The organism is Paenibacillus sp. IHB B 3415, assembly GCF_000802655.2.
Classification (GTDB): domain Bacteria; phylum Bacillota; class Bacilli; order Paenibacillales; family Paenibacillaceae; genus Paenibacillus_AQ; species Paenibacillus_AQ phytohabitans.
Window position 1 is genome coordinate 52,165 of the sequence record NZ_JUEI01000032.1, and the last position, 25,673, is coordinate 77,837.

Here is a 25,673-nt window from a genome sequence, read left to right on the forward strand (position 1 = left end):
GCGTTATCATAGGGGTGAATTCAAACGGCTGCGAAGAGGAGGGACGATTATGAAACTGCTCATTTCACGCTTCATTGCCATCCTTATCCTGGTGATCCCCGGCCTTCTGGCCATGAAGGGCTTCCTGATGATGAAAGATGATATTTTCAACTTTATCTCCATGCATGGCGACGATTCCGTCACTCCGGATTTCGCCTGGCTGCATTTTGGCGGAGGATTACTGCTGTTCCTGGCCGGAATGAGCTTCCTCGGCGGCTGGATTCTGACCCGGGACCGCAAGAAGAACTACGTAGGACCACGGTTCAGAGAGAAACAGAAAGCGCAGCAGCCCCCGCCCACCAATGCCACACCCTAACAATAATCAATAACACTAATAAGCAGGGGATGTCCCAAGCCAGGATTGAAATGGCTGCTGAGGCATCCCCTTTTGTCGTTCAATTGTTCTGAAACCAACTGCAATGTAGCTTGGCTGGAGAAAATTCCGATCCGCACCGGTGCCCTCGCTTGTTTGCAATTTACAGGCTGTGCGCTAAGAGACTCCCGCTCAAATTCCAATTTGAGCCAGCATTGCGGCGGGAGAGCTTTATTTCCCCACTCTCTCTTACACTTATAATCTGCCGGAATACGACAACCTCTTATACTTGATTCGTTACCGGCCTAGGAAGCACTGTCTATTAGGCCGCTACAGACAAAAATGTTGTACGTTTTGCAACTTTGATACCCAGATAGCCAGGTGTTCAGATAGATTGTTGTAGGAAATACAACAATAATCCGGCTAAGCCGCTTAAATAAGGTGAAATCCTGCATTTTCTACAACAATTTTGGTTTTAGGCCGGTAGGAAGAGGGAAATGTTGTATTATGTGCAGGATTTCATTATAAGTTACCAGAACTCTGCCCAGAAAGCGGATATAATCGGGACATTCGTGCGACAACAGCAATAGCAGCCAAATATAACTGCAGGATTAAGGTTATCCGCTTGGCATCCTCTCTGCACCGCCTATTTCAGCAATGGATCTTCCCTATCCCATCCTTGCCGGCAGCACTTACTGCGCAGCAGCCCCCTTGCTCCCCTGTACCAGTTCGCTATAGAGACCGCCCTGCCGCAGCAGTTCCTCATGGGAACCCTGCTGAATCAGGCGTCCGCCCTGGAGCACCAGTATGCGGTCAGCAGCCCGGATCGTGCCCAGCCTGTGGGCAATCACGAAGCTCGTCCGCCCTTTCATCAGCGCCTGAAGGCCTTCCTGAATCTTGATCTCGGTCACTGTATCAATGCTGCTCGTAGCTTCATCCAGCACCAGCATAGACGGATTCGCGAGAATTGCCCGGGCAATAGCAAGTAACTGCTTCTGCCCCTGGCTGATGCCGCTGCCGTCTACGGACAGCATCCGGTCATAACCGCCCTGCAGCCTCATAATGAAGGCATGGGCATTGGCAAGCTTCGCGGCTTCCTCCACCTCTTCATCGGATGCATCCAGTCTGCCGTAGCGGATATTATCGCGGATCGTACCTTTGAACAGGAAGGAATCCTGCAGTACGAAGGCCATTTGGCTACGCAGACTTTCCCGCGTAATCGTGGAGAGCTCTCTTCCGTCCAGCGTAATACTTCCTTTACTCGGATCGTAGAAGCGGGACAGCAGGCCGATTAGGGTGGTTTTGCCGGCTCCAGTAGGTCCAACCAGCGCAATCATCTCTCCGGGCTTAGCTTCAAAAGAAATATCCTGCAGCGTATCTGCGCCTCCATCATAGGAGAAGGATACGCCTGAGAACTTCACCGCTCCTTCCACATGCTGCAGCTTTACCGCTGCCCCCTCATCCCTGGCTTCGGTTTCTTCATCGAGTACTTCGAATACCCGCTCCGCACCGGCAATTGCCGACAGAAGGGTGTTCCACTGGTTCGCCAGATCATTCAGCGGGCGTGTAAATTGACGTGCATATTCGGCAAAAGCAATAATTATCCCTACTGTTACGAGTCCGCGGATGGCGAGCAGCCCCCCGACTCCGGCAACGATTGCAAAGCTTAGGTTGTTCAGACCATTCATCAGCTTGGGAATGAAACCGGATATCGCCTGCGCCCAATACCCCGACAGCATAATCCGTGTATTGCGCTCCCGGAAGCCGGTAATGACCCGCTCCTCCTGCGAGAAGGCTTTGATAATCCGCTGCCCGGACAACGTTTCTTCTATATATCCGTTCAGTTCCCCCATATTGCGCTGCCGTTCCTTGAACAGCGGGCCGGTCCGCCGGGTAATCCAGCGCATGCCCAGCATCATCAGCGGCACAACGATGAAGGTCAGCAGCGTCAGCAAGGGACTGAGCCACAGCATTACCCCCACCGTACCCACCAGCGTCAGGATACTGGAGAAAATCTGAATCGCCGAGCTGTTCAGCGTCGAGCTGATATTCTCAATATCATTGGTTAGCCGGCTCATAATCTCCCCCTGCTGCCTGCGGTTGAAGAAGGAGATCGGCAGACGGTGCAGATGAGAGAACAGATCCGTACGCATCCGGTATACCGTCTCCTGGGCAATCTCGATCATCCAGATATTCTGCAGCCAGGAGATCAGAGAATTAAGCAGATAGACAAGCGCCAGTGTGACCAGAAAAATCACCCAGGTTCTGCCCCCGTCCCCTTCAAGATAATGGTCCACCGCCCGGCTGATCAGGTAAGGTCCAAGCAGGGACAGTCCTGAGCTGAGCAGGACCATAAACAGTACCAATACCAGCTTAGCCCTGCGCTCCGCAAGGTAACTCCATATCCGTCCAAGTGTACCGGACCAGTTCTTGGCTTTGGCCTTCGGTTTCCGGGCGCCCATTGCCCCGAAGACCTTCCCTTCTCCCAGTCCGACCTCCAGCTTCGGATGGCGGAACGGCTCAATGAGTGCTTTGAACATGCTGCGCCTCCCCTGTCTGTGACTGATAGATTTTGCGGTACAGCGGGGACGCATCCATCAGTTCTGTATGCGTCCCCTGGGCAATCAGCCGTCCTTCGTCCAGCAGCAGAATCAGATCGGCCGACACAGTGGAACTGATCTTCTGGGTGATGAGGAACGTTGTGCAGGACATCGTCTTCAGCTCCGCCAGTAAAAGCCCCTCCGTCACCGCATCAAGCGCACTGGTGCTGTCATCGAGAATTAGAATCGCCGGTTTGCGTACCAGTGCCCGCGCGATGGTCAGACGCTGCTTCTGTCCGCCGGACAGATTGACTCCGCGTTGCCCAAGCCGGGTATCGTACCCCTCTGGCAAACCTGCAACAGTCTCATGAATCTGTGCCGCTGCGGCTGCCTGCTCAATGTCCGCCTGATCCGCCTGTCCGTTACCCCAGGCAATATTTTCACGGATCGAGCCGGTGAACAGCAGTACCTCCTGCGGTACATATCCAATGGATTCCCGCAGTGCCTGTATGCCCATCTCCGTATGCTTCATCCCGTCAATCCTGATGACACCGCTGCCACACTCATACAGACGGGGGATCAATGTTACCAGAGAGGATTTACCTGAGCCCGTTGCACCCATAATCGCCACACGTTCTCCAGGCTGCACCGTGAAGGAAATGTCCTCCAGCACTTTAATCTCACTGCCGGGATAACTGAAGCCGACCTGCTGGAACTCGACCTTCCCCTTAATGGCTGGCACCTGATTCTGATTCTGATTCTGATTCAGAGAGCCCGTTTGCGCTGACGCCATCCCCAATTCCCCCGGACCTTCACTTGCCGACATCACTTCATCGATGCGCACGGAAGAAGCTCTGGCGCGCGAGAAGCTTACCATGATCCAAGACAGCGCAGACAGTGCACCCATGGTGCGCAGGGAGTAGTTAATGACTGCAACGGTCTGCCCGAGCGTCGCATCTCCCGAAGAAATCTCAATCCGGCCAAACCATAACACAGCCAGAATTCCAGCATTCACGATGATCATAATGAACGGTGTCGAGGTCTCCGTCAGCCGCAGCGCGGCGACGGTCGATTGCATCAGCTTCCCGCTGAACGAGGCAAACCGGCCAATCTCATGACCCATGCGCACAAATACACGAATCAGGCGGATACCGGTAAGATTCTCCTGAATGACACCATTGACATCATCCAGCCGGTTCTGCACATTGCGGAACAGAACAGAGGCTCTCCGCATCAGCCATAGGAGGAAAATCACCAAAAACGGCAGCGTCACCGTCAGCAGCAGCCCCAGTCTGACATGCACCACGAGTGCCATAATTACGCTGCCCACAACTACCAGCGGGATACGGGTCATGAACCGCAGACCCATGAATATCGTATCCTGCAGCTGAGACACATCCCCGGTAAGCCTTGTAATCAGCGACGAAGTAGGGAAACGGCTGAAGATCTCATAAGAGAAGGATTGCGCCTTCTCATACAGCTTGTCCCGCAGGTCGAACGCGAACCCCTGGCTGGCATGCGATGCATAAAAGGAGCTGAGCACTCCGGCAAGAAACGCCACTGCTGCGCTTCCCACAAGCACACCGCCCCACAGCCAGACTACTGCTGTATCCTTTTCCCGGATGCCTTCATCAATGATTTTGGAGATCAGCAATGGCTGCGACAGCTCTACTGCCAGTTCGATCAGCATCATTACCAGCGCGGCAATGGCTGCGACACGGTATTTTTTAAGATAAGAGAAGGTTAGCTTCATCGGATATACCCCATTTATTTATTCGTAGAGCGCATCCCGCAGACGGGTAGACATCGCTGAGCCTTGTCCCGATTTCAGGATGACCCGGCGCAATGCCTTATTGCTGCGGTTAAGCTCCGTCATTTCTGCCAGCATTTCGACCAGTAAATTCTCCGACTCAGGGCTTAGTCCCCCCTTCTCCTGAAGTAGGTTCAGCCGTTCCTTGTATTGCTCCAATTTCTCTGTCACCTGACAAACTTCCTCTCTGTTCACAAGATTCTCCTGCTGAAGGCATAGTTGCGTTCATTATATCACATCCCCGCTGGAGCAATCTTTTCACTGGCTACCCCGGCCCCGAATATGATACTCTAATGAGGTCGCATTTTTCGGATACTATTAACCAAGCTGAACAGCGAAAGGATAGATGGACGTGGCACAGTTGTTTTTCAAGTATGGGGCAATGAATAGCGGCAAATCCATTGAGATTCTCAAGGTTGCACATAATTACGAGGAGCAGGGCAAGTCGGTACTCATCTTCACTCCATCCCTTGACGACCGGGACGAAGTCGGTTACATCTCTTCCCGGATCGGACTGCGCAAGCAGGCCATCCCTATCGACGAGAATACGGATATCTACAGCATTGTCAGCAGCAATCTGCCGAAACCCCACTGTGTGCTGATAGATGAGTGCCAGTTCCTGACTAAGGACTGCATTCTCCAGCTCGTGCGCATTGTTGATGAGCTTGGCATTCCGGTCATGGCCTTCGGCCTCAAAAATGATTTCCAGAACAATCTGTTCGAAGGCAGCAAGTACATGCTGATCTACGCTGACAAGATTGAAGAAATGAAGACCATCTGCTGGTTCTGCGCCCGGAAAGCCACTATGGCACTGCGGGTCGAAGACGGCAAGCCTGTATACAGCGGCAAACAGATTCAGATTGGCGGCAATGAAGCCTATTACCCGGTCTGCCGCAAATGCCACAAGAATCCTCCATTGTAAAAAAGAATGTATAAAGGCTTAAAAGGTTTTTACTGAAGGCATGGTCGTCATTACAGTGAATATTTGGACTTCCGGCCGCTGTTGTCTCCTGATTTCTATTATTTAATCCGCTGCTACGGTTGAAATCTGTAGACAAAGGCGATCGCTATCGCTCCTACAGTTCCAAAATCCCCTTCCAATCCTAATTTGCCTTTTGTTATTTCTTTTAATCATTTTACAGGCAGAAAACACCAAAACGCATTCCAGCCAATGTTAGGCTAAAATGCGTTTTTTGTGTTTTATTCTAATGAATAGCCTTCAGTGCACTGTGCTCATCTTCCTTACGTACATACAGATCATGCTGAACCGTAGCCTTTCCTCCATAATTAGCACGCTGGGTGGTTGCTTTCATTCCCCCGTTAATCCTGGAGCGGTGCCGTACTCCTGCCGCCGTCAAAAGACCTTTTACCTTAAAATATTGTCCCTGGTCAAACGTGGTATAAACTAATGTGCGTTCTCTCGGAATGAAGAAATGCCAGATGCCTTTTAGCAAGCTCATAAGCGCTCCTCTCCAGCCTAATTACAGCATTTTAGTTCAAGTAACGTTCATGAAGGACCCGCAGATGATGCAGCTCATGTCCGATAATCAGACAGGCCTGCGCCCGAACCGACATGGCTATACCACCGAAGCTCCCCTTGCGTGTATAGGAATCCTCCGGCAGACTATCCAGCAGCGCCAGGGTGGACTCCCGGACGATCCGGTAATGCGTGATCATCTCCTGCAGGGTGAAGCGGTCGAATTCGCCAGCAGCGGCGTAATCATTCTCTTCATATCCGGGCAGCATTGCCTGCTCTCCTCTGGCAAAACAAAGCAGACGGTAGGACATAATGCGGTCATTATCCGTCAAATGCCCGATGACTTCTTTGATGCTCCACTTCCCTGGGGCGTAGCGGTATTCACCCTGCTGCTCCGTCAGCCCGCCAAGCAAAGCCAATACATGCTGAGTCTGCTCTCTTAGAATGACCTTTAAATCTCCCTCTGGCGGCACCAGTGTAATATATCTGGACTGGAATTCGGTGTATTCTCCCTGCTCTGGACGCTCAATCATGGTAAAACTCCTCTCAAAATACATTTTTTAAGAAATATTTGCCGGAAAGTGTCAAAACCTGTTGTTGCATTTTATCCTATTATGTATAATATCACCAAGATTAGCTACTTTGGTATTTGGGAGTGTAGGCATGCTAGATTTTGTGCTGTATATTGTATTTTCCATACTTGAGACAACTGCAATGTTTTATTTGGCCTTCAAGGTTTTTAAGATTGATGTTTATCCCAAAGAAATCTTGTTCGCTGGCGCCCTTATGGCATTTGTGTCCTACGTTCTCCGTAACGACTATGGGCTTATACTTACAGACGTGGCTATTCAATATCTGTTAACTTTCTGCTTTTTATGGCTTTTGTTTCGAATTCATATTTTTTATGCTGCTATTATGACAGGATTAACTTATTTATCCTATATGCTCATTCAATCCACATGTTATTTTCTAATGAAATTGACAGGTTTATACTCTATAGAATTCCCTTTTTTGACCGTTGGTGTGTATATTCTTCAAATTATCTCTGTTGTACTTACAATCATTATTGGTTTTAATATCGGTAAACGTAGAAAGGGATTTGATTTTGTTCCTGACAAACAAAACATCAAAGTAAAGATAGCCCTTCGTGAAATTAAAATCTTTATTCTAAGTGCGCCTGCCATATTCATCGTTATATTAATGCTAATTCTAACACAAAGATATTCTCAGTATTTTTTCCTAATGCCTATGCTTTATGGCATTTTGCTTTATGCCTACCTATATCTATCATATAAAAAGGATCGAACCAATGATGAATTCATTAGCCTTTAGAATTGCAATGGCAATAAAGAATGCAAATTCAGAGGAAACCCACTCTGTCGAAGTTATGCAGTATTCGCTGGGCATTATTTTAAACACACTGCTAATCATAGCGGGCACTTCGATAATAGGTTTTATTTCCGGAACATATGCCGAATGCTTAACCTTTCTATTCTGTTTCTCGATACTGCGCCTCGCCTCTGGCGGTTTTCATTTAAAAACAGCTATGGCTTGTAATATTGTTACTATTTTATTAAGCACTTTACTGCCTTCTTTAATCACCTTTCCAGACTCTGCCCTTTGGATTGCTAACATAATCAGTTTGATCATTATCGTTATATTTGCTCCAAACCCGGACAATAATGCAAGAATTCCCACTTCTATATTTCCATTATTGAAGTTGGTTTCTATATTAATGGTTTCCTCTAACTTCTTCCTTCAATCAGCTGTAATCGGATTGGCATTTATAGTCCAATCATTAACAGTAATTCCTTGGACAAGGAGGAGAATACATTGAAAAAAGCTATCGCTAAAAAGGTTTCAGCCGCTCTAGCCGGATCTGCACGTTTCTTTGTTTCAATTATGAAGCCAGCCTTTCATAGCCCGGAAGCACCCAAAGAATTGCGCAAGTAATCAAACAAGGATGGGGAAAACATGCGTGTCTTACTAAACGACGGCTCTTCCCGGAGTATCCGGGAGGAGGATATATTGTATTTCTCAAACCATAAGAATACAATATTCGTCCATACGAAAGAAGGCGAATTTGTTCTCCCTACCACTCTTTCCGATTTATACGCAGCATACGGGGGCATCGGCTTTGAACGTCTTGACCGCAGTAATGTAGTCAACATTGGCAATATTGACGGTTATGATCCGGAACGGAAGATCGTTCTGTTCAATCAAGGAGAACAATTTGCTACCGTATCAGAATCCAATGAAGCACGGATCAGAAGATTTTTGGCCTCCCGGAGGAATGATACACCTTAATCACAGAAGAATAGAAATATCCCCACCTCCCGGTGCCCATTGGCAGCCGGGATATTTTTTTCCCTCCGATAAATCCAATTCAAATTCTTATTCCAGACCAAAGCCAATCATTATCCCATATTACCCATCTTTTGTAAAGATGAATTCAGAGGGCGAATGACAGCAGACGGATTAGCTTCCAAATGGTACCATTTTGATAGATTCGTAATGTTTTAAAACAATTTACTTGTTTGCTTGCACTCTCAACTACAGATGGAGGAATGTAATGGAATATTATTTTCATCCTTCTCCGCGCCCCTCATCACTTGAGCTATTGTCTGACGAACAATTAATTAACATCTATGAATTGGCGCTGGAAGCTAAAGCTTCAGCTGATTTTATCGAAATCATCAGAAATGTCCTCTCTGGCCGAAATCTGTTAGGCTCAGATCATTATGATGCCTGATCCCTATTTTCAAGCCCTCCTATAAAACCATCCTGCATACTAGTATATTGACCCGGCCTGCCGGGCAATATATTTTTTTGTCATTTTAAGATAAGTGAACTACACACCACCTAAGAGGTGGGTGCTTCTTGGTCAATAGAGCTACTCCTCCAAGTTTACCCAAGCTTATAGGCTAGTTCCTCGCCTAATCTTTGCATTATTACACTGCTAATTTAAGTAAGTTTTTTGTAGTATATTGACCCGGCCTGCCGGGCAATATATTTTTTTGTCATTTTAAGATAAGTGAACTACACACCACCTAAGAGGTGGGTGCTTCTTGGTCAATAGAGCTACTCCTCCAAGTTTACCCAAGCTTATAGGCTAGTTCCTCGCCTAATCTTTGCATTATTACACTGCTAATTTAAGTAAGTTTTTTGCTGCGTTCACATCTCTATCATGTAGTGTAGTACATTCAGGACAAGTCCATTGACGTACACCCAGGTTCTTTACCTCTGCATTTTTGTAGCCACAGCATGAACATAGCTGACTGCTTGCAAAATTTTTGGGAGCAATGATTAATTCTCTACCGTACCATGTAGATTTGTAGGTGAGCATTTCTCTAAACATACTCCAAGAGACTTCGGATATGGCTTTAGCCAATTTGTGATTTTGCATCATGTTCTTTACACGCAAGTCTTCCATAACGATCACTTGGTTATCGTTTATCATTTTGGTGGACAGTTTGTGCAAAAAATCTTTACGTTGATTCGCTATTTTTTCATGCAGCTTAGCAACTTTTAGCCTTGCTTTATATCGGTTATGGCCCCCCTTTTTCTTCCGTGACAAGTCCTTTTGCAGCTTGGCTAATCGCTTTTCAGACTTTCGCAAATATTTAGGATTAGGTATGATTTCGCCATGTGAAGTAATAGCAAAGTCTTTCAGTCCAAGATCAATACCCATCTTAGATTCTAATTTGGGCAATGGGATGACATCCGTTTCCACCAAAACGGCAGCAAAATATTTTCCTGTTGGTGTTTTGGATATCGTGCATGATTTGATCCGTCCCGCGAGTTGACGGTGCAACTTGATTTTGATTTTAGTTTTCAGTTTTGGAATTTTGATCGTTCCATTTTCAATCGCAACGGTTCCATTTTGATTGTTGGTTGTGAAGCTATGGTTATTTGTTTTCTTACTTTTGAATTTAGGAAATCCCACTTTTTTATCGCGGAAGAAGTTCTTATAAGCCTTGTCCAAGTGAAGCTGGCATTCGCTAAAGCAAGGCTATCCACTTCTTTCAGCCAGTCAAAATCCTTTTTGTATTGGGCTGGTGTATTTTTAAGCATGGTTTCCGTCTGCTTGTAGTGCTCAATCTTATCTGCAAGCATTCTATTGTAGATGAAGCGAACGCATCCGAATACGTTAGCGAAGTACTGCTCTTGTTCGTGGGTAGGATAAATTCGATATTTGTAAGCCCTTAACACATGCTCCCCTCATTTCTGACCCTGCGAATCAATATACTTTCTGATGACTTCAGGAGGTGCACCGCCAGTCGTTAGTAGACAATAACTTCTTGACCAAAAATAATCCTTCCATAACTGTTGACGAATAATAGGAAATTCTTTCTTAATTAGTCGAGAGGAAGCGCTTTTGTAAGCGTTCAGAAACTTGGAAATATCGCTATTGGGGTGAGCTTTCATAAGAATGTGGACATGATCCATATCATGATTCCATTCCTGCAAAGTGATATTGTAATTAATCTGAATAGACTCAAATATCACTTTTAACCGATCAGACATTTCACCGTCTATTACTTTTCTACGGTACTTTACGACTAGAACAAGATGATAATGAAGAGAGAATACTGAATGATTATTTGTGTCCAAATCCACTGATATCACAACCTATTTTATTATACGACTGAATAATTTTATTGTAATATTATGGGTTTTAATTGTCAATGAGAAAGACCGCTGACATTCATCCCCCACTTAGAGAAGCGAGGGAATTCTGATAGCTAAATGAAAATGTTAAATTTTAGTTTTTAATTTCAATTTCAATATCTTTCCTATATAATATTCTTTGTGTTTGTTACCTAACTTGACAATAGAAGGGATGAAAGATTGCATGAGGCATAATTTCCAGCACTTATTGCACAAAACTGTTCTATCTTCACTCGTAATTTCTATGACTGTATTGCCATTCAGTGGAATGTTCGCGGCAGCTGCACCGGCTGACTCCACAATGAAGCTGCGCATTATGGAGACTACAGATATCCACACCAACCTGCTCCCGTATGACTATTATAAGAGTGCTACGTCTCTGACCGTCGGACTGGCCCGCACAGCTAATCTAGTGAAAGCAGCCCGCCAAGAGATTGGCAATACGCTGCTGGTAGACAACGGCGACCTGATCCAGGGTACACCTCTGGGCACATACAAAGCGCTTGTGAACCCGATTAAGGGCACCGAGATTCACCCTGTGTACAAAGCAATGAACCTGATGGGGTACGATGTAGCCACCTTCGGCAATCATGAATTCAACTATGGTCTGGATTACCTGGATCAGGCGATCAAAGGCGCCAATTTCCCTTATATTAACGCCAATGTATATGTCGATGACAAAGACAGCAATCCGGACAACGATGTTAACAAATACAGCCCTTATCAGATCATTACCAAATCCTATAAGGATGAAGCCGGCAATGTGCAGACGCTGAAGATTGGTGTGCTCGGCCTTGTCACTCCGCAAATTACCGAATGGGACAAGAGCAATCTGGAAGGCAAAGTCATTACCAAGGATATCGTAGCTACAGCTGAGAAATTCATTCCACAGATGCGCGCAGCCGGTGCAGATCTGATTATCGCTATGACCCATTCCGGGTTTAACGGCAGTGCCGAAGCTTACGTGAAGGCAGAGGATGCTATTTTCCCGCTGAGTAAGGTTGCCGGTATTGATGCGATCACCTTCTCTCATACGCATAAAGTATTCCCCGCAGCAGATGAGAAGTCGCTGGATGCGCTCTTCAAGGATGCCTCCGGCAAAGTATTGCCTGGTGTCGACAATGCCAAAGGAACCATCAACGGTGTCCCTGCAGTGCAGGCCGGCTACGGCGGCAGTAATCTGGGCCTGATCGATCTGACTCTGGAAAAAACAGATGGCAAGTGGAAGGTCGCTTCATCGCAATCCTCCACCAAGGCAATCTATGATGCCGTTGCCAAAAAATCCACGGTAGATGTGGATCAGGCCATTGTGGATGCCGTGCAGGCCGATCATGAAGCAACAATTGCCTATGCGAACAGTCCAATTGGCACAACGACCGCACCGATCTACAGCTACTTCGGACTGGTTCAGGATGATCCATCCGTACAGATCGTTACCACTGCGCAGAAGCAGTATGTAGAGAATTACATCAAAGCTAATCTCCCGCAATATGCAGGTATCCCGGTTCTGTCCGTCGGTGCTCCATTTAAGGCCGGACGTAACGGCCCGGAAGAATATACTGATATTGCTCAGGGACCACTGGCCATTAAGAGCGCAGGCGACCTGTACCTGTACGACAATACGCTGAAGGCGATTCTCGTGAAGGGTTCTGTGGTCAAGGAATGGCTGGAAATGTCTGCGGGCAAATTCAATCAGATCGATCCGTCCGCAACAGAAGCGCAGGAGCTGCTTAATTCCTCCTTCGCCGTCTATAACTTCGACGTAATTGATGGTGTAACTTATCAGGTCGATGTTACCAAACCAGCCAAGTACAAACCGGATGGTGCCGTGAATGACGCCTCCTCCAGCCGGATTATCAATCTGCAGTATAACGGCAAAGCGATTGATCCGAATCAGGATTTCATCATGGCAACCAACAACTACCGCGCAAGCGGAGGCGGTAACTTCCCTGGTGTCAAAGGCAGCAAATACATCATCGACTCACCGGATGAGAACCGCCAGATCCTGATGGATTATATCACGGCCAGCAAAACCATTAATCCGTCCGCCGACAACAACTGGTCGATTGCTCCAATCTCCGGGAATGTGAAGGTCACCTTCACCTCATCTCCCAAAGCAGAGACCTATGCCAAAACTATGGACAACATTGCCTATACAGGTCAAGTGGATGAGAAGGGCTTTGGTGTCTTCACACTGGACGTGAGCAAGGCCGTAACGCCATCTCTGCCCGCTGCTGATCCGGTTACGGAACAGCCTGCCGTTGCAGTATTCAAGGATGTTCCCGTGTCACACTGGGCGGCTGGTTACATCAATAGCCTTGCTGCGGATAAGACCATTTCCGGCAAAACAGCCGATACTTTTGATCCGAACGGTCTGGTAACCCGCGCCGAATTCGCCAGCTTGCTGACCAAAGCCTTGAAGCTGCAAGTCAACGTATCTCCAGCCTTCAAAGATGTACCCGCATCCGCCTGGTATGCAGGTGCCGTTGCAGCAGCTCATGAGAACAAGCTGGTAAGCGGTCTAACCGCCAATACCTTCGCACCTAATGCGTCCATCACCCGTGAACAGATGGCGGTTATGGTGAAGCAGGGGTTGGATCTCCGTGCCGGTAAAATATTGACTGCCTCCACAGCAGTCAGCTTCAGCGATTCGGCTTCCATCAGCGCTTGGGCAACCTCCGCTGTAGCCGTCGCCGTCGATAAGAAGATTATCGCCGGACGCACAGACGGCAGCTTCGCCCCTAAGGCTACTGCCACACGCGCTGAAGCCGCCAAAGTAATCTCCAGCCTGCTGTCTGCTTCTGTAGAGTAACCCTCAGCTGCGAGCGCTGAAAGGCTTTACTGACCAGCATAGACAGACGCAAAAAAGCCATCCCCCACATAAGTGCGGGGATGGCTTTTTTATGTTGGTACGCAAGGGTCTACTCGATGAATTCTGTTTTGAAGACATTCTCCAGCTTGCCGCCGAGTCTCTTCTTCAGTGGAACCTTGATATCACGGCCCAGCTCTTTGAAGAACGTATCCACATCGCATTTCACATTCTGCGCCAGGGCAATGATCGTACCGTCGCCTACGATATTCTGGTTCACTTCAAGAGGTACATCCACTTCAATATCGTATTTCTTAGTAAGTGTTTTGATGTATCTTGCAAAGATCTCCAACAGCTCATCGTTATTGAAATTCTCGATTGCAGCTTTACCTTTGCTGGTAAACTTCATATTGATTCTCATGATTCGTATCCCCTTTTCTGTCTAACCATTTGTAGTTGTTTATGGATCAAGATGAATAGATGGCTGCAAGAAAGGGCAACATTATTCATTTTTGACAACAAGCTGAGCCAGGCCCTTCTTCACTTATACACGCCCTTGATCTGCTGAACTTTGAACTGGGTGAATTCCTTCAATGACTGGATAACCTGGTCCTGCTCTTCTTCCTTCAGCTCATAGATGCATTCGCGCAGCCATTCTCCGAACAAATAGGCCTGACGCCCTTTGCGGGGCTGTTTGCGGAGGCTGTCCAGACTTCCCTCGAATTTATCGTTCAGGACGTCGGTCAGGTTATATTTCTCGATCTTCTCTATTACCATTCCTGCCCCATATTCCGTTTCATAAACGATAACTTCGTCAGAATCAAACGAAACATATGACGTTTCTTTGTCTTCCTTAGCCCGGAACTCCTTCAGCTTGTTAAACGCCGTTTCATAGATGTAATCCTGAGACTGATTATGCTGCGGCAGCTTGTAGCCCTGCTTGAGAGTCTTAATGTATTCAATGTCAGGCATGTAGTCCGCCAAATGATACATCCGGTTCTTAAGATCCCCTCCGAGCGCCTCAATGATCTTGTCCAAGTTATCTTTAAGCGGAATACTCTCTCCCCGTTCAATCTTGCTAAGCTGTGAATAGCTGATGCCGCTCTTCTCTTCAAGCCCTCGTAAGGTCAAACCTCGAGCTTTGCGGAAGTGCCGGATGAAATTCCCCAGCTCATCGGGATAGTTATCGAAATCGTTCATAGGAGCCACCTCTACCTATATCATAACACAAGATAACAATTTGTGTTTCATTATAACAATTGTTTGTGTAAATTCTTTAGGCAGAATCATTAAAAACTCCATTATTAGTGCTCCAGAGCAGCTAACTCAAGGAATATTCCACTCTATATGGATGTAATTCCCATAACTGTGAACTGACCTGATTTGATTTCCTTATTCTCTCAAATACACTGCATTCTTATCCGATAAAGACTAATGTAAAATCAAAATCACTACTGGGGGAATTATCATGTCTTACACCATGGAAGTAAATGTAGCGAAAAATCAGGTGATTGTTAGAGCCTATGGCCTCACCGAAGGTGACGTGCCTGCATACATAGCTGATTTCGAGAGTGCTCTGAAGAAACTGAAACCGGGATTCACCGGCGTAACCGATGTAACGGGTTCCCCGACTGTACTGTCTCCGGAAGTAGCAGCTTTGCTTGCTCCGACGGGCGACCTGGCAATTGCCGCAGGTGTTGGCGGCTGGGTCTACGTTGCAGATTCCCCGGTATGGAAAATGCAGATGAAGCGCTTGTTCGGCAAATTCGCTGTTCACTACCCGACCTATGAAGAAGCAGATGCTTACCTGAACGGCTTGTCTAACCAGTCGATTAACTAAAAAAACAGACAAAGGTGATCCCGGACCAGAAATGGCTTGGAATCACCTTTTTTTATATGCGGATTAATCACGGAAAAGAACCCGAAAGCTTATTTCAACGCTCAGAATTTCCGATATAGATTCCATATGGTATTTAATCCTTTCACTGCCGAAGCGGCAGGTACAGGAAGAGCGTCAGACCCGGTAACCGGTTCGGCCCCAGTCTCAGCGTCGTTGGATATTTGGGTGTAGCCTGGAAGCTGCGAAACAGCGAATCTGATGAACAGCAAAAACACTCCTTATTGGAATTAATGCATCCAAAAAAGGAGTGTTTTTTCATTTTATAAGCATAGGATATTGGCTCTGAAATTCGGTCAAACATCTTAACCCTTCACGTATCTTGATCCTTACCCCTTCAAGACACCTTATGCTCAATGCGCAGCTTGTCGGCTACCATGGCAATAAATTCCGAGTTAGTTGGCTTGGATTTGGAGATATTAATCGTATAGCCGAACAGATGGCTGATGCTGTCAATGTTGCCGCGGGTCCAGGCGACTTCGATCGCATGGCGGATGGCGCGCTCCACGCGTGAAGGCGTTGTCTTGAATTTCTCGGCTATGGCAGGGTAGAGCGTCTTGGTGATGGCACCCAGAATCTCGATATTGTTGTAGACCATGGTGATGGCTTCACGCAGGTACTGATAACCTTTAATATGCGCAGGTACGCCGATTTCATGAATGATCGAAGTAATATTGGCATCCAGATTCTTTCCTTTGGACAAAGGTACCACATTACTGGAAGATCTGGAACTCGAATAGCCGGACATGCTGGCAGAAGTGCTCATGCTGCCTTGGGCGCCCACAAGCTGACGCACACGGTTCGCCAGAACCTCCATATCGAACGGCTTCAAAATATAATAAGATGCTCCTAGCTGAACAGCTCTTTGGGTGATGTTCTCCTGGCCGAAAGCGGTCAGCATGATGATCTTCGGCTGCGGGTTCAGATCCATATCGCGCAGGCGTTCCAGAACGCCGAGGCCGTCCAGATGCGGCATAATGATATCAAGAATAAGGACATCGGGAATTTTGCGTGCTCCGCTCAGCATTTGAAGCACTTCTTCACCATTATAGGCAATGCCTGTCACGGTCATATCTTCCTGTTCGGTAATGTACTCGGCAAGCAAGTTAGTGAACTCCCTGTTATCATCGGCCAACAACACTTCAATATTCTGCACTGGCTGCTTCCTCCTTATTATCTTCTCTCCCTTAAGTTTTCGACATGAAGATTGAATATCCTTCTGTCGAAAATTATTTTTCTTTATTTTTTTTCGGCGTTGATTTATAATTAAATATTTTGTTTCACGATTCGATGTTTCTCGCTGGCCTTCGACAAAAAAATCTTAAGGCTAAACCGCCTTAAGATTGTAGGGAAGCAAATTCTCTTGTTGCACCACACCGGAGTCACGAAGCATCCATTCGATGAAGCAGCCGTAACCCGACTTGGGATCATTGACGAATACATGGGTAACTGCACCGATCAGCCGGCCATTCTGGACAATCGGGCTGCCGCTCATCCCCTGAACAATCCCGCCGGTCTTATCAATCAGACGGGAATCGGTGATGCGCAGCACCATGCCTTTGGTCGCCGGAGTCTGCTGGCGGGCCACATGAATGATCTCCACATTGAAACGCTCCACTTGCTGACCATCGACTACTGTAAGAATCTGTGCCGGGCCTTCCTTCACTTCTGAGCTCATTGCAACGGGTATCGGTTCCTGGTACAGGCTGTGCTCCGGATTACGGGTCATTTTGCCGAAGATTCCGAAATCCGTATTGCTCTCCACATTACCGAGAACCTGGCTTTCCTTCAGAAAATGAGCCCGTTTTTCCCCAGGATCGCCATCCTGGCTTTTGGAAATGGAGGTGACACTGGACTGGACGATATGGCCGCTGCCGACAACAATCGGTGTACCGGTGTTCATGTCAGTAATGACATGCCCCAGAGCACCGTATACGCCTTGTTTCGGAGCATAGAAAGTCAGGGTACCCACACCTGCTGCGGAATCGCGGATGTAGAGCCCCAGTCTCCATACCTTGTCATTGCGGTCATACGCGGGTTTTAGCTGAGCTTTGTGCTCTTTGCCGCTGCGTTTGTACACAATACTTAAGGAATCATTGCTTTTACCGGCACGTTCCACAAGCTTTGCTACCTTGGATACCTCGTCCAGCTTGACCCCATTAATGGAGATCATCAGATCACCAGGCATCAGTCCGCTGTTCTCGCCGGGTGAAATCTTGGACTGCTCCGATACTTCAATCAGATGATGGCCCACGACCAGAACCCCTGCTGACTTCACTTTCACGCCAATCGTCTGACCTCCCGGGATGACTCTAAGCTCATTGTCATTCCCCTGAACCGCTTTATGCGGCTGATGTTCCAGCGGTGCTGCAAAGCTCTGTTGAGGTCCCGTTATGCCTGATAAGCTGAGAAAGAAGGCAAATAAAAGGCCGGGCATTAACTTCCTGAGGTTCGGCTTCAATGGCTGTCACGCTCCCTTTTGCTTCTTTCGCTTGACGAAAAAGGTGGTCGCCAATTGCGTACCTATAAGATAACCTTGCCCCCAGGCTTTTATTACTGTCAATCATTGTCCCGCTTACCCAGCAGCAGCTTTGCTGGCCTCGGCCAAACCGAGCATTTCCTGTGCGTGATGCAATGTTTTTTCGGTAATTTCCACACCACCCAGCATACGGGCCAGCTCCAGCACCCGGCCCTCCGCCGAGAGGGAGTCCACTTCGGTCATCGTGCGTCCGTCTTCGACTTTTTTGACAATCAGATATTGATGATCCGCCATACAGGCCACCTGCGGCAAGTGAGTAATGGAGAACACCTGACAGGTGGAGGACAGCTTGTATAATTTATCCGCAATGGATTGTGCCGCGCGCCCGCTGACACCGGTATCCACTTCATCGAAGATCAGGACAGGAATGGCATCATGCCGGGCAAAAATGCTCTTCATCGCCAGCATGATGCGGGACAGCTCACCGCCGGAGGCGATTTTGCCCAGCGGCCGCAGCGGCTCGCCCGGGTTCGGGGGGCGGCTCGCCCGGGTTCGGGGAGATCATGAACTCCGCGCTGTCGATCCCCTGCCGGGTCAGACGGTAACGCCGGTCCTGATACTCTATACCGCGCGGGTCTTCGAGCGTATCCATTTTGACCTGAAGCGAAGTCCGCTCCATCTGCAGATCCTTCAGCTCACCTTCCACTTGCGAAGCGAGATCCGTGGCACACTGGCGTCGTGCCGCGCTGAGCGCTCCGGCGGCTTTCATTAAAGTGCCGAGCAGGCCATCGCGTTTGGCTGTCAATTTCTCAATGTACTCGTCCTTATTCTCCAGAAGATCGGTCTCCCGGTGAATCTGCTCATAATACGCCAGAATCTGCTCAACACTGTCCCCGTATTTGCGCCGTAGCCCTGTGATCAGATCCAGACGGTTCTCAATTTCCTCCAGCCGCGCCGGATTGAATTCGATCTCTTCACGGTAGTCACGCAATTGGAAGGCCGCATCCTCCAGCTGATAATACGACGACTGCAGCTGCTCGAATACAGTTCTCAGGCCCTTCTCGTCATAACGGATCGCATCCTCCAGCTTGGAGATGACACTCCCGATGGATTCCAGCCCTTGCCTGTCATACAGCAGCTCGTATGCGCCGGATACTGAATCCATCATTTTCTCACTGTGGGATAGTTTGACCCTTTCTTCGTTAAGTAATTCATCTTCTCCCGGTTTTAATCCTGCAGCAGAAATTTCCTCCAGCTGGAAACGGTACAAATCAAGCATTTGATACGCTTTTTGACTGGATTCCTGAAGTTCCCGGAGTTCTTTTTCCACTTTTGCGAAGGCCGTATATTTCTCCTGGTAGTCAGCTTTGAGCGGACCAATCACAGCTTCGCCGTAAGTATCCAGCAGCCCCAGATGACGTTCTGCCTTCAGCAGGTTCTGATGCTCATGCTGCCCGTGGATGTTAACCAGCTGTTCACCGATTTCCCGCAGCATGCTGAGATTGACCATCTGGCCGTTCACCCGCGAAGTGCTTTTGCCTTGAGAGGTAATCTCCCGGCGGATCACCAGATGCTCTTCACGTTCTGCTCCAATACCAAGCCGTTCCAGCGTATCCCAGACCGGGTGGGTTCCGGGCAAGCTGAAAAGCGCTTCCATTTCTGCCTTTTCACACCCATACCGGATAGAGTCCGCAGAACCGCGGCCCCCGGCAATGAGTGCAAGCGCATCGATAATAATCGATTTCCCTGCCCCCGTCTCCCCTGTAAGTACATGAAAGCCGGGATAAAAATGCACATCCACCGCCTCAACGACGGCCAGATTGCGGATTGATAACGTGTCTAACACGAATACAGCACCTCCGAAAAGATGATCGATTATTTAAGTGTAAAAGTGTGATGAAGTTACGAGATGTAGCCCATAATCTGTGCAATAACGCCTTTGCTGTCCTCAGGCTGGCGGCAGATAATCAGAATGGTGTCATCGCCCGAGATGGTACCCATAATTTGCGGCCAGTCAATATTATCAATCAGTGCAGCCACAGAATTGGCTGTTCCCGGAAGACATTTCATAACTACAAGGTTGGCGGAGAAATCGATTTGCACAAAATTATCCACCAGCACCCGCTTAAGCTTCTGGGTCGGATTATAGCGCTGGTCAGTCGGCAGGGAGTATTTGTAGCGCCCGTCATCCATCGGCACCTTAATCAGCAGCAGTTCCTTGATATCACGGGATACTGTGGCCTGGGTAACCTGAAATCCGGATTCACGCAGAGCCTCCACCAGATCATCCTGGGTCTCGATCTCCCTCTGCGTAATAATTTCTCTTATTTTGATGTGCCTGTGTCCCTTCATTGTTGCCTCCCGTATTAATAAGTTAATCTCAATTGGATTCACCATCGTCTTTGCCTAACTTAATCACATGAATTGCTGAATTCACCGTATCTACGTACAGCACTCCGCTGCAATCCGGATAGATCAGCAGATAAGGAAGCAAGGTGTCGCGGAGTCCGCTGCCGGTGAACTCAAGCCCTTTGCGCGGCCGGGACAGAATAACCAGATAGAAATGCTCCTCATCTTTGCTGGCCACATAATCAATGAACAGCCTGCTGTACATCGGTGCCCCGTTCACTTGAAAGGACAAAGGAATCTTCAGCTTGCCGCCAATAACCTCGTAACCGGCATCCTCTAATAATCCGATGGACGGATGAGGCTGAATAATGGTATTGATCGGCACCCGGTCCTTCATGAACGATCTTGGGGAACCTTGGAGCCAAATGTAGATCCGGTAAACGATAAAGATTGCCGCCGCCAGTCCAATGAGTGCCACAACGGCCTTGTCAGAGCTCGCCACTCCCATCACCTCGGTGAATCTATTCGCGTGAAGGCAGGCGAAATCCTGCTTGAGGGGAACAACAGAGCCTGATCCGGCAGTAAAAAGTTGAAGCTGTCTGCAGATGAAGCGTTGCCTGCTTAAGTTCATTAATTATAACGTATAACACCGCTTGAAGCATGTATATTGCAGGCAGAAAACGGCAGATCATTTCATTCTTTATTTTTGCAGCAAAAGAAACTCATCGTTTAGATGAGTTTCCATTGTTCGTAGCGCTAAAGGTTGCATTCGCTTCCTTGATTACGGATTCGGCAAGCGCGGCGAAAGGATTCGGCTGTGCTTCAGCCGGGAAAAGCTGCTGTTCGTGCTGTTCATCCGGAGAGTTGTCCACTATTTCAGGCAGCAGCTTCCAGTGAGCCAGGAATTCAATATTACCTTCCCCTCCGGTAATTGGAGAGAAGGTCAGCCCTTCCAGCTTATAGCCCAGCCCGGCCGCCATAGACAGCACATTAACAAGCACCTCTTTGTGAACGGCGGATTCGCGGACTACGCCGGATTTCCCCACCTTTTCCCGACCGGCCTCGAACTGCGGCTTGATCAGCGCAGCGATATCGGCCGGGCGGTTCAGGAGCGCCATCAGCGGCGGCAGAATAATCTTCAGTGAGATAAAGGACACATCAATACTGGCAAAGTCAGGTACCGGCCCCTTCAGGTCTGGCGGGGTCATGTAGCGGAAGTTGGTCTGCTCCATTACGGTTACCCGCTCGTCGTTGCGCAGGCTCCAGTCCAGCTGGTTATGGCCGACATCAATAGCATACACATGTGCTGCTCCGTTCTGGAGCGCACAATCGGTGAAGCCTCCTGTAGAGGAGCCGATATCCAGCATATTCCTCCCGTTCAGGTCAATGCCGAACTGCCGCAGTGCCTTCTCCAGCTTCAGGCCGCCCCGGCTGACGTAGGGATGCACAGCTCCTTTGACTCTTAGGACAGAGCTGCGCAGCACCTTCATACCCGGCTTCTCAATCCGTTCTTCATTCGCCAGCACAAGACCTGCCATTATTGCTGCCTTGGCCTTCTCACGGCTGTCGTAGAAGCCTTGCTCTACTAACAGTACATCTATACGTTCTTTAGGGTGTTCCATGTTCATCTCCTGGTCACTTGGGTCCGGCTTCCACCCTGTACTCAGGAATTGGAAGTCGACTTGTAAGTATAAGTGCTCAACGCCTTCATCGCCTTGATCCGCGCACATAAGGCTTCAACGGTGAGGCCGGTTTCCTGGCGCTGCTCCTTGATCGAACCATGCTCAACGAAGATATCCGGCACGCCCATCAAATGGACACGTGCATCATAAATCTCATGTTCCGCATAGAATTCGAGCACTGCGCTGCCAAGGCTGCCTGCCTGGCTGGCTTCTTCAAGCACAACCATGCTGGTTCCGGCATGAGCCAGTTCAAGCAGCATGGTATTATCCAGCGGCTTCAGGAACCGGGCGTTCACCACGCTAACCTGAATGCCTTCACGCTTCAGCAGCTCAGCTGCCTCCTCGGCTAGCTGAACCATCGGGCCGCAGGCCAGCACTGCGTAATCATCCCCGGGACGCAGACGCTCCCAGGAGCCAATAGGCAGACAACGCAGTTCGGTATCTACAGCAGCCCCGGTGCCCTCAATCCGCGGATAACGGTAAGCGATAGGTCCGTCATTGTATTCCAGTGCCGTCTTCATCATGTGGCGCAGCTCATTCTCATCCTTAGGCATCATAAGCACTATATTCGGGATGTGCCGCATGAACGCTATATCATATACCCCTTGATGGGTCTCCCCATCTGCACCGACAAAACCGGCGCGGTCGATGGCAAACATTACATTGGCGTTATGTCTGCAGATATCATGGACAATCTGGTCATAGGCACGCTGCATAAAAGTGGAGTAGACGGCATAGACCGGTTTCATCCCCTCCATGGCCAGAGCGGCGCACAGCGTGGCCGCATGCTGCTCAGCGATACCGACATCGATCATCCGGTCCGGGAATTCCTTGGCGAACGGGAACAGGCCCGAGCCGCCCGGCATTGCCGGTGTGACCGCAATCAGTCTTGAATCCTGACGGCCCAGCTCAATCAGCGTCTCCCCGAATACTTCGGTATACATCGGGTGGCTGACAGCCTTCACAGCCTTAAGGGACTGCCCGGATTCAATTTTGTAGGGTGAGATCGCATGTGATTTATAGAAGTCCGTTTCGGCCGGCTTGTAGCCTTTGCCCTTCGTCGTCAGCACATGTACCAGCACAGGACCAGACACATTATCTGCCTGATGGAAGGTGTCGATCATTTTCTCCAGATCATGACCATCCACGGGTCCCAGATACGTAAATCCGAGCTCTTCGAACAGAACACCGGGAACCAGCATGTTCTTCAGGCCGTCCTTCACATTCTGCGCCGTCTTGGCCAGCCGCCCGCCAATCGCCGGGATTTTCTTGAGCAGGCCTTCCACTTCATCCTTCGCACGCAGATAATGGCGGTCCGAGCGGATTTTGCTTAAATAATTATGCATGGCTCCAACATTCGGTGCGATAGACATCTCATTGTCATTGAGGATAACCATCAGCTTGCGGCGTTCATGTCCAATATGGTTCAGCGCCTCAAAGGCCATCCCCCCGGTAAGCGCACCGTCGCCGATCACAGCGATGACCCTATTGTCCTCGCCCTTCAAATCCCGGGCCATAGCCATACCCATTGCGGCAGACAAAGAGGTACTGCTGTGTCCGGCTTCCCAGACATCATGCTCGCTCTCCGAACGCTTCACAAACCCGCATAAGCCGCCCTGCTTGCGCAGTGTATCAAACCGGTCCTGGCGGCCAGTCAGTATCTTGTGTACATACGCCTGATGACCGACGTCATATATCATCTTGTCCCGGGGACTGTCATAGCAGTAATGCAGGGCCAGCGTGAGCTCCACTACCCCCAGGTTGGATCCGAGATGCCCTCCGGTTACTGTAAGTTTGTCTATTAAAAACCGGCGGATTTCTTCCGCAAGGGCTGCCAGCTCCTCGACTGACAAAGATTTAAGTTGCTGAGGATCATTTATTTGTGGAAGCAGCACGAGTATTCCCCGCTTTCCTAGATGTTGTAAAATATAAACCCCATTATAACACAAACGAAACGGCTGTCGAAACACAGCCGTTTCCGAAATGTACCTAATGATCGCGTGACATCAAATAATCTGCAATTTCAAGCAGCCGGGTATGATCCTGAAATCCGCCCTCAAGGACCGCGCTGTGCGCTTCAGCGGTTAGCCGCTTCACCTCTTCACGCGAGGCTTCCAGGCCGATGAAGTAGGGATAGGTCACCTTTTGCTGCTTGATATCACTGCCGGTTTTTTTGCCCAGCTTGCTCTCATCGCCGACCAGATCAAGGATATCATCCTGAATCTGAAAAGCCAGACCAATCTGCGTACCGAACTGGCGAAGCGCCTCCAGCTGACGCTCATCCGCACCGGCGATCCTGCCTCCCGCCAGCAGCGAGAAGATCATCAGATCGCCTGTCTTATGAAGATGGATATACTGAAGTTGATGCAGATCGGTTAAGCCCTGCTCGCCTTCCATATCGGCAACCTGCCCGCCGACCATTCCGCGCGGACCGGCCATTTCGGCCAGATCCTCAACGATGGACAGCACATTCTCTGCCGGAACGCCAAATTTACGCGAAGCTTGTACCACGCTATAGAATGCATGCGTCAGCAGTGCATCCCCGGCCAGGATCGCCGCAGCTTCCCCGAAGACCTTGTGGTTCGTGAGCTTGCCGCGCCGGTAGTCGTCATTATCCATGGCCGGCAGATCATCATGAATCAATGAATAGGTATGCACCATTTCAATCGCCGCCGCTACGGGCAGCGCAGCCTCCCGGCTGCCGCCAAGCGCTTCACAGGCGGCGATGACCAGCAGCGGGCGCAGGCGTTTGCCTCCGGCCTGCAGCGAATAGTCCATCGCCTCCTTGAGCACCTGAGGCACAGTCCACTGCGCAGGCAGGGTTGCCGTCAGTGCATCGGCGACCCAGTGGCCCACCTCTGCAATATACTGTTCAAGCGGTGCGCGCCCGTGTGCTTCCGCTTCACTGCTGCCCGGTTCCAGCTCAGAACGACTCATCGCCATCGCCTTCCAGCCGGGCTCCGAATGGCTTCTTGCGCAGCTCGCCATCCTCTACCGTAATCATCTCGATCTTGCGCTCTACCTGCTCCAGCTTACTGCCGCAGAGCTGCGACAGCTTCATTCCCTGCTGGAATAAATCAATCGCCTTCTCCAGGGGAACGTCGCCATGCTCAAGCTCGCGTACGATTCCCTCCAGGCGCTCCATGGCTCCCTCAAAATCCAGTTCCGCTTCCTTCGCCATTCGTTTCAACATCCTCCTTCATTCCCCATACCTGGCAGTTTAGCTGTCCGTCATTAAGCTTTATGTTCACCTTATCGCCTACTTCAACTTCCTTCAGCGATTTGATTAAATGCTCTTCGTTCTCGTCGTACACGAGGCTGTAGCCCCGTGACATAACCTTGAGCGGGCTGAGCGCATCCAGATGCCGCAGCTCAGCCACATAGCGCGCGCGCTTATCCTGGAGGCGCGCCTGCATGGCCCCCGTCAGCTCACGGGTAAGGCTATCCGTGCGCCGGCGGGCAGCGCTGATGCTGTCCCGCGGATGGAAGCGCTGCAGGCTCTGATGCAGCAGCGCGCTGCGCCCCTGCGCGCGGCTGTGCCTTGCCTCGGCTGCGCGGACCAGGGCCGCGCGCAGCATGTCCAGCCGCTGCGCGTGCTGGGCCAGCT

Annotated in this window: 25 protein-coding genes and 2 pseudogenes; 8 read left to right on the forward strand and 19 right to left on the reverse strand. The window is 49.4% G+C overall.

The annotated features are described in order from the left end of the window. The first annotated feature begins 49 nt into the window (after positions 1–49). On the forward strand, positions 50–355 hold the full coding sequence (locus QW71_RS16255; RefSeq protein ID WP_039300377.1) for a DUF2627 domain-containing protein: 306 nt from the start codon (positions 50–52) through the stop codon (positions 353–355). Between the two features lie 689 nt (positions 356–1,044). Here QW71_RS16255 and QW71_RS16260 read toward each other — a convergent pair. From QW71_RS16260 to QW71_RS16270, 3 genes are read right to left on the reverse strand one after another with little or no spacing between them, the layout of a single operon-like run. Beyond that, positions 1,045–2,892: an ABC transporter ATP-binding protein gene (locus QW71_RS16260; RefSeq protein ID WP_039300379.1), complete on the reverse strand. Its 1,848-nt coding sequence runs from the start codon at positions 2,890–2,892 to the stop codon at positions 1,045–1,047. After that, the gene (locus QW71_RS16265) at positions 2,873–4,645 is read right to left on the reverse strand and encodes an ABC transporter ATP-binding protein (protein ID WP_039300381.1); all 1,773 of its coding nucleotides are present in this window, start codon (positions 4,643–4,645) and stop codon (positions 2,873–2,875) included. Before QW71_RS16265 ends, QW71_RS16260 begins: the two co-directional genes overlap by 20 nt. Before the next feature lie 18 nt (positions 4,646–4,663). Next, complete coding sequence (locus QW71_RS16270) at positions 4,664–4,873, reverse strand: hypothetical protein (protein WP_039300384.1); 210 nt, start codon at positions 4,871–4,873, stop codon at positions 4,664–4,666. A 181-nt stretch (positions 4,874–5,054) separates the two neighbouring features. Between QW71_RS16270 and QW71_RS16275 the strand changes: the two genes are divergently transcribed. Next, complete coding sequence (locus QW71_RS16275; protein ID WP_039300387.1) at positions 5,055–5,624, forward strand: thymidine kinase; 570 nt, start codon at positions 5,055–5,057, stop codon at positions 5,622–5,624. A 283-nt stretch (positions 5,625–5,907) separates the two neighbouring features. On the opposite strand, the gene QW71_RS16280 is transcribed toward QW71_RS16275, so the two are convergent. After that, the gene (locus QW71_RS16280) at positions 5,908–6,162 is read right to left on the reverse strand and encodes a hypothetical protein (protein ID WP_039300390.1); all 255 of its coding nucleotides are present in this window, start codon (positions 6,160–6,162) and stop codon (positions 5,908–5,910) included. A gap of 31 nt (positions 6,163–6,193) precedes the next feature. Continuing rightward, positions 6,194–6,712, reverse strand: coding sequence for a DinB family protein (locus tag QW71_RS16285; protein ID WP_039300393.1), 519 nt, complete (start codon positions 6,710–6,712; stop codon positions 6,194–6,196). A 130-nt stretch (positions 6,713–6,842) separates the two neighbouring features. Here QW71_RS16285 and QW71_RS40505 point away from each other — a divergent pair, with 130 nt between their 5' ends. The 4 genes from QW71_RS40505 to sda all read left to right on the forward strand — a co-directional run bounded on the left by QW71_RS40505 (position 6,843) and on the right by sda (position 8,931). Continuing rightward, complete coding sequence (locus QW71_RS40505) at positions 6,843–7,511, forward strand: hypothetical protein (RefSeq protein ID WP_039300395.1); 669 nt, start codon at positions 6,843–6,845, stop codon at positions 7,509–7,511. Beyond that, the gene (locus QW71_RS39015) at positions 7,489–8,016 is read left to right on the forward strand and encodes an accessory gene regulator ArgB-like protein (protein ID WP_160311814.1); all 528 of its coding nucleotides are present in this window, start codon (positions 7,489–7,491) and stop codon (positions 8,014–8,016) included. Before QW71_RS40505 ends, QW71_RS39015 begins: the two co-directional genes overlap by 23 nt. Positions 8,017–8,153: 137 nt before the next feature. Further along, positions 8,154–8,486 (forward strand): LytTR family DNA-binding domain-containing protein, encoded by a 333-nt coding sequence (locus QW71_RS16295; RefSeq protein ID WP_039300397.1) that lies wholly within the window; start codon positions 8,154–8,156, stop codon positions 8,484–8,486. 265 nt (positions 8,487–8,751) lie between these two features. Next, positions 8,752–8,931: a sporulation histidine kinase inhibitor Sda gene (gene sda / locus QW71_RS16300; RefSeq protein ID WP_039300400.1), complete on the forward strand. Its 180-nt coding sequence runs from the start codon at positions 8,752–8,754 to the stop codon at positions 8,929–8,931. A gap of 387 nt (positions 8,932–9,318) precedes the next feature. Here sda and tnpB read toward each other — a convergent pair. Both tnpB and tnpA read right to left on the reverse strand, forming a co-directional pair. Then, positions 9,319–10,391: pseudogene (tnpB, locus tag QW71_RS37125) on the reverse strand (IS200/IS605 family element RNA-guided endonuclease TnpB). 9 nt (positions 10,392–10,400) lie between these two features. Further along, entirely contained in the window at positions 10,401–10,799 is a 399-nt protein-coding gene (gene tnpA, locus QW71_RS16310) for an IS200/IS605 family transposase (protein ID WP_039300403.1), read from the reverse strand. Between the two features lie 295 nt (positions 10,800–11,094). Here tnpA and QW71_RS16315 point away from each other — a divergent pair, with 295 nt between their 5' ends. Next, positions 11,095–13,662 (forward strand): bifunctional 2',3'-cyclic-nucleotide 2'-phosphodiesterase/3'-nucleotidase, encoded by a 2,568-nt coding sequence (locus tag QW71_RS16315; RefSeq protein ID WP_373604773.1) that lies wholly within the window; start codon positions 11,095–11,097, stop codon positions 13,660–13,662. A gap of 109 nt (positions 13,663–13,771) precedes the next feature. On the opposite strand, the gene QW71_RS16320 is transcribed toward QW71_RS16315, so the two are convergent. Next, entirely contained in the window at positions 13,772–14,080 is a 309-nt protein-coding gene (locus QW71_RS16320) for a hypothetical protein (protein ID WP_039300408.1), read from the reverse strand. A gap of 119 nt (positions 14,081–14,199) precedes the next feature. Then, entirely contained in the window at positions 14,200–14,859 is a 660-nt protein-coding gene (locus QW71_RS16325) for a helix-turn-helix domain-containing protein (RefSeq protein WP_039300411.1), read from the reverse strand. A 268-nt stretch (positions 14,860–15,127) separates the two neighbouring features. Here QW71_RS16325 and QW71_RS16330 point away from each other — a divergent pair, with 268 nt between their 5' ends. Further along, a complete protein-coding gene (locus QW71_RS16330) occupies positions 15,128–15,499 on the forward strand; it encodes a hypothetical protein (RefSeq protein WP_039300414.1) in 372 nt (123 codons plus the stop codon). Between the two features lie 394 nt (positions 15,500–15,893). Here QW71_RS16330 and spo0A read toward each other — a convergent pair whose 3' ends face one another. From spo0A to QW71_RS16380, 10 genes and pseudogenes are all read right to left on the reverse strand, one after another. After that, positions 15,894–16,712 (reverse strand): sporulation transcription factor Spo0A, encoded by an 819-nt coding sequence (spo0A, locus tag QW71_RS16335; protein WP_039300417.1) that lies wholly within the window; start codon positions 16,710–16,712, stop codon positions 15,894–15,896. Between the two features lie 171 nt (positions 16,713–16,883). Beyond that, complete coding sequence (spoIVB, locus tag QW71_RS16340) at positions 16,884–18,017, reverse strand: SpoIVB peptidase (protein ID WP_039300420.1); 1,134 nt, start codon at positions 18,015–18,017, stop codon at positions 16,884–16,886. Between the two features lie 114 nt (positions 18,018–18,131). Continuing rightward, positions 18,132–19,881: pseudogene (gene recN, locus QW71_RS37130) on the reverse strand (DNA repair protein RecN). Positions 19,882–19,937: 56 nt separating this feature from the next. Next, positions 19,938–20,387, reverse strand: coding sequence for a transcriptional regulator AhrC/ArgR (gene ahrC, locus QW71_RS16350; RefSeq protein WP_039300423.1), 450 nt, complete (start codon positions 20,385–20,387; stop codon positions 19,938–19,940). A 28-nt stretch (positions 20,388–20,415) separates the two neighbouring features. Next, complete coding sequence (locus tag QW71_RS16355; RefSeq protein WP_052421957.1) at positions 20,416–20,886, reverse strand: hypothetical protein; 471 nt, start codon at positions 20,884–20,886, stop codon at positions 20,416–20,418. Positions 20,887–21,106: 220 nt separating this feature from the next. Next, the gene (locus QW71_RS16360; RefSeq protein WP_039300428.1) at positions 21,107–22,006 is read right to left on the reverse strand and encodes a TlyA family RNA methyltransferase; all 900 of its coding nucleotides are present in this window, start codon (positions 22,004–22,006) and stop codon (positions 21,107–21,109) included. A 41-nt stretch (positions 22,007–22,047) separates the two neighbouring features. Continuing rightward, positions 22,048–23,961: a 1-deoxy-D-xylulose-5-phosphate synthase gene (gene dxs, locus QW71_RS16365; protein ID WP_039300431.1), complete on the reverse strand. Its 1,914-nt coding sequence runs from the start codon at positions 23,959–23,961 to the stop codon at positions 22,048–22,050. Between the two features lie 94 nt (positions 23,962–24,055). Further along, positions 24,056–25,003, reverse strand: coding sequence for a polyprenyl synthetase family protein (locus tag QW71_RS16370; RefSeq protein WP_047013805.1), 948 nt, complete (start codon positions 25,001–25,003; stop codon positions 24,056–24,058). Then, a complete protein-coding gene (gene xseB / locus QW71_RS16375) occupies positions 24,990–25,247 on the reverse strand; it encodes an exodeoxyribonuclease VII small subunit (protein WP_039300434.1) in 258 nt (85 codons plus the stop codon). The genes QW71_RS16370 and xseB overlap by 14 nt, the downstream gene beginning before the upstream one ends. Next, positions 25,219–25,673 (reverse strand): exodeoxyribonuclease VII large subunit (locus QW71_RS16380; RefSeq protein WP_039300437.1); only part of this gene is annotated, 455 nt, incomplete at its 5' end. The genes QW71_RS16380 and xseB, both read right to left, overlap by 29 nt.